Consider the following 4,348-nt stretch of genomic DNA (forward strand, 5'->3'; position numbering starts at 1 on the left):
GTTTGTGGTGTAGACGATCCGGCGAACCTCGTCGGGAAAGGCGAAGAACGGGATGACCTCGCTCCAGGCGCGCCGCCAGCTCTGGCCGATGGCGGGATAGCGCTGGCCCCAGGGGCCGGCCTCGAATGCCGCCAGCGCCTTTTCGGCGGCATCGGCATCGACGGCGCGGTAGATGTCCTTGAGCGCTGTCGCCAGCCCCTTGCGGTCTTTCCAGGAAACGAAGTCCATCGAGTTGCGCAGCAGATGGACGATGCAGGTTTGAACGGCCGTCTCGGGAAACACGGAGGTAATCGCCTCAGGGAAGCCCTTCAGGCCATCGACGACGGCCAAAAGAATATCCTCGGCGCCACGGTTTTTGAGTTCGTTCATCACCCGCAGCCAGAATTTGGCGCCTTCGTTCTGCTCGAGCCACAGGCCCAGCACCTCCTTGGCGCCATCGGCGCGCACGCCCAGTGCGATGTGGATCGCCTTGTTGCGGACCATGCCTTCGTCGCGGATCTTGACCCGGATCGCGTCGAAAAAGACCAGCGGGTAAATCGGATCGAGTGGTCTTTGCTGCCAGGTGGCGACTTCATCGGGCACAGCGTCCGTCACCGTTGAGATCAAGTCCGGCGACACCTCGATGCCATACAGATCGCGCAGGTGCCCAGTGATATCCCGGGTGCTCATGCCGCGGGCGTACATCGACACGATCTTGTCGTCGAAGCCGGGGAAGCGACGCTGATACTTGGCGATCAGCTGCGGATCGAAACTGGCCTGGCGATCACGCGGTATGTCGATCTCCAGCTTGCCGGTCTCCGTCGTCACAGTCTTGCGGCCGTACCGGACTGGATTGGCGCTCATGTGCGCATGTTCAACTTCTTCGCGGTGTTCCCCGCCTGATCGTGCCCGACAACCTGAAGTCCGGCGTCAACCATGCCTCTTTTTACGATCCGGAGATCAACCGCAGCTATCGCATCGAACTGACTGGCGAGAGCATGAGAAAACAACGAGCCATCACCCTGCCGGAAACAGCTCAGGCTTGACCCGAAACGAAACTCGAAGTAAACCTCAACAACGACCTAGGTGATGTCCAAAGATGGCCGGCTTCAAATCGGAATCCCGGCCGGAATGAAATCGGAATGGGTGGCCGGTGATTGATCGGAATCGCTGGCCGGCTTCGTCGGAATACACAGATTGAGTTAGGTTAGGCAACGTTGAAGGCGGTGCAGATGGAGACTCCTGAAGAAGTCAATGCTGGGAAGGCAGCCGCGTCCCTGAAAAGTATGTATTGGCGGGCTGCGGAGCTCGGCTTCCATGCCGTCATCTACGACTACTCCCCAATCCGCAAAGCGAGTCCGATCGGAGAGATTCTGCCTTCCTTCGTTCACACCGAGGGAATGCCTTCGAGCTTTGAGGACTTCTGGATCGGCAAGAAATTCTATTCGATTGATCAAGTCCAACGTCACTGCATCGAGAGCCTAGCGCCATTCAAATGGTCGCTTGCGGATCGGTGTGAGATTGCCGGTGAGCGCCGGTGGGCAGCGTTCCAAAGACCGGCATTCGGATATCTTTTGGAGAACCGTCTAAACTGCGGCGTGTCAGTTCCGTTGCGATCTCGGAATGGTGCATTACATACATTCACCGCCATTCGTGTCGATGCTGATCGAGACTTCGATTCCTACTGTGCGGAGCACATTTGGAAGCTGGTAAGGGTGGCATTCGATAACCTTCCCACACTCGACAAGATTTTGACGATAGGATTTGGGTCGTCTGGTGATCATCCGCTTACCGAAAGAGAAATCGCCTGTCTGACGAGGTTTGCTCGCGGCTCGACTCCGAAGCAGATCGCCGGCGACATGGGCCGGTCGCTGCCTACTGTACGATTCCATCTCTACAATGCATGTCGAAAATTGCACGGGCGCAACTTAGCCCACGCAACAGCTATAGCCGTTGAGCGCGGGATCATTGCCATTTACGATCAGGACTCATTGATCAGAGCGGCGTTGGTGCACGGATAGGCCAGTGATGGTATGAGTGCTTCGATCACAGGCTAACCGAGATTTGCATGCCGTTCAAATTCAACGCAGCGCGGCGTCATCACATTCCACGCGCCCGGTATCGAGTGACAAATTGGAGCGCCTATGATCGCGGTCTGGTTTTGCGCGGCGATATCAGGATGTGGATTTCGGCTGAGGCAATTGAAGGGTCGCGCCAATCGTGCCAGGAATACGCTTGGCGGTCAGCACCGGTTCTCCAATCTGGCGATCGAGACAACGCTGATGCTCGGCGCTCTGGCCCGGTTTTCACTGCACCAGACCGAGGGTCTTGTGCGCTCGCTTATGGCTTTGATGAACCTTGATCTGACCGTGCCCGATCATACGACCCTGGCACGCCGGCGCAGAACGGTTGATGTCTGTTCGATCCGCAGGAGACCGGTCGATATTGTGATCGACAGCACTGGCCTGAAATTCTACGGCCCAGGTGAATGGGCAAGAGCCAAACACGGCGAAACGCGCCGTTCGTGGCGTAAACTGCATATTTCAGTGAATGCTGACGACAATGAGATCCTTGCCCACGTACTGACTGATGACGACACATCAGACAGCGCCATGATAGGCAAACTCGTGGCCAATTCGTGCGGCAATATCCGATCGGTCATTGCCGATGGCGCCTATGGCGGGGAGCCCACATATCAGGCGATCCGTGCCGCACGTCTGGCTCGATGACCGCCCAGGATCGTCATCCCACCGAGCAAACGCTCGATCCCGGACAAGGGGCAGCCGCATGGTGGGAGCGAGCGGGAACGTCATGCCGCAGAGATCGCGCTTCATGGCCGAATGGCGTGGCAGCGACGACACGGATACGGCAAACGTTCTCTGGTCAAGACTGCCATTTCCCGCATCAAACGTATCAACGACGGGCGCCTGACCTCCCGCACTTTCGGCGCCCAGCAAAACGAAGTCGCCACTCATATCAAAATCGCCAACCGCAACATGGTCCTCGCAAGGCCCCTGTCTGAGCGCGTCCGCTGATCAAGCTACAAAGTAGCTGAACCCTTTGATCGCATCTATGCACCAAAGCCATTTCCAGTTCCCCCGCCGAAAGTGCCGCCAACAGCCTCGTCAATGCCCGCATGAACAAGAAGCGCCAAATGCGCTGGTCGCCGGTCGGCGCTCACCGGGTCCTTCAGGTCCGCGCCGCAGTTGCCGACGGCCGGCTCAAACAAGCCAAGTTTGCCCTTGCGGCTTGACCCCCACCTTTTTCCCGCACCTGCGGCACGACGGCCGGGGTGTTGCCGGCAGCGGCAAGGGCTTTTCCCCGCCCTCGGGCCTTGCTTTGATCGTCTCGACTCATGGCCGCATGCCTAGCGCAGGCGTGCGCTATACGCCACTCATTTCGCGCTCAACCGCACCGCCTGTCTCCCCTGCATAAAGACCGATAATGTTGCATTATCGTTCTTTTTTAAATATCGTTCTGTAGGCTTGAATGTCGTTCGTTTTTCACCGGCGGACAGCCTCCTACAGGCGTCAGATCGACGAGAATTCGCGTTCATTGAGCGGACCGGGTTCGTGCCCAATTCCCGGACCTGGCCGGGGATGGCCTCTCTCGTCGAGCAGAACGCCGAAATCGACGTCAATCGGGCTTCCGGACGAAATCTCGTGCACCCTTGTGCGGCCGGATGAATCGGAATTCGTGAGACTACGCACCGTGTCGCGTAGTCTCACGATATCTGAATCGCCTGAGCGTCGCACCGCGGCTGGGGCGGTCTTGCCCCGAGCACCACCGCCGCGTTTCCGGCAAGCGAAGCATCGACCACGCGTGCCCGAACGCGCTCCCGCTTTCGCCGAGGCAGCTCTTCCGCTGCGATCCAGCGCGGATCAGCCAGAATTTGACGGGCCAGGCGCTCGTATTCGGCCGACGAGCGCTTCAGCGCCTGGCTGCTCGGCCGTCGGCTTGAGAAGCGGATCTGCCGTGGCGCGGCCCGCCGCACAAGCTGGACGGCAAGAGGCGGCAATCCCTCGTCACCGAGCAGCCCGGTGCCGAAAACGTCGTCGAAAGCCAGCAGCCCAGCAGCGTGATAAAACGCCAGCGCACCGGCAACTGGCCGAGCGGAGTTGCGGCGCCGACGGCGTGCCGGACGTCGTAGGGACAGCGCCAGCCAGCTTCATTGAACCAGAGCGCCAGCACGGGTCGCGCCGCGGCTGGATGGTCCAGCGGCGCCCAGAGCACCGAGAGCGCCTTCTCGAGCCTGTCGCCCTCGGGATTTTCACCGTTGACGCTTGCCGTAATCCGCTGCTGGGTGGCCAGCGCCGTCGCCACGAGGGCGTGATCCTGTGGCTGACCGCCCTCCCCTCCCCTATCGGTG

The 4,348-nt window shown here is 59.6% G+C and carries 3 protein-coding genes and 3 pseudogenes; 4 read left to right on the forward strand and 2 right to left on the reverse strand.

The annotated features are described in order from the left end of the window. Positions 1-822, reverse strand: a pseudogene (locus CEV33_RS00655) (IS256 family transposase); the annotation flags it as partial. Positions 823-884: 62 nt separating this feature from the next. Between CEV33_RS00655 and CEV33_RS23875 the strand changes: the two are divergent. The 4 genes and pseudogenes from CEV33_RS23875 to CEV33_RS00675 form a co-directional block, all read left to right on the forward strand. Beyond that, positions 885-1,025 carry a hypothetical protein gene (locus CEV33_RS23875; RefSeq protein ID WP_167388074.1) on the forward strand — a complete coding sequence of 47 codons (141 nt, stop codon included), beginning with the start codon at positions 885-887 and terminating at the stop codon, positions 1,023-1,025. A 186-nt stretch (positions 1,026-1,211) separates the two neighbouring features. Next, entirely contained in the window at positions 1,212-2,000 is a 789-nt protein-coding gene (locus CEV33_RS00660) for a helix-turn-helix transcriptional regulator (protein ID WP_094538686.1), read from the forward strand. A 180-nt stretch (positions 2,001-2,180) separates the two neighbouring features. Then, complete coding sequence (locus tag CEV33_RS00665; RefSeq protein ID WP_167388075.1) at positions 2,181-2,708, forward strand: IS5 family transposase; 528 nt, start codon at positions 2,181-2,183, stop codon at positions 2,706-2,708. 356 nt (positions 2,709-3,064) lie between these two features. Next, positions 3,065-3,232, forward strand: a pseudogene (locus CEV33_RS00675) (ISKra4 family transposase); the annotation flags it as partial. Positions 3,233-3,909: 677 nt separating this feature from the next. Here the strand turns inward: CEV33_RS00675 and CEV33_RS00680 are convergent. Next, positions 3,910-4,348, reverse strand: a pseudogene (locus CEV33_RS00680) (hypothetical protein); the annotation flags it as partial.

It is taken from the genome of Brucella grignonensis, assembly GCF_002252505.1.
Lineage (GTDB): Bacteria > Pseudomonadota > Alphaproteobacteria > Rhizobiales > Rhizobiaceae > Brucella > Brucella grignonensis.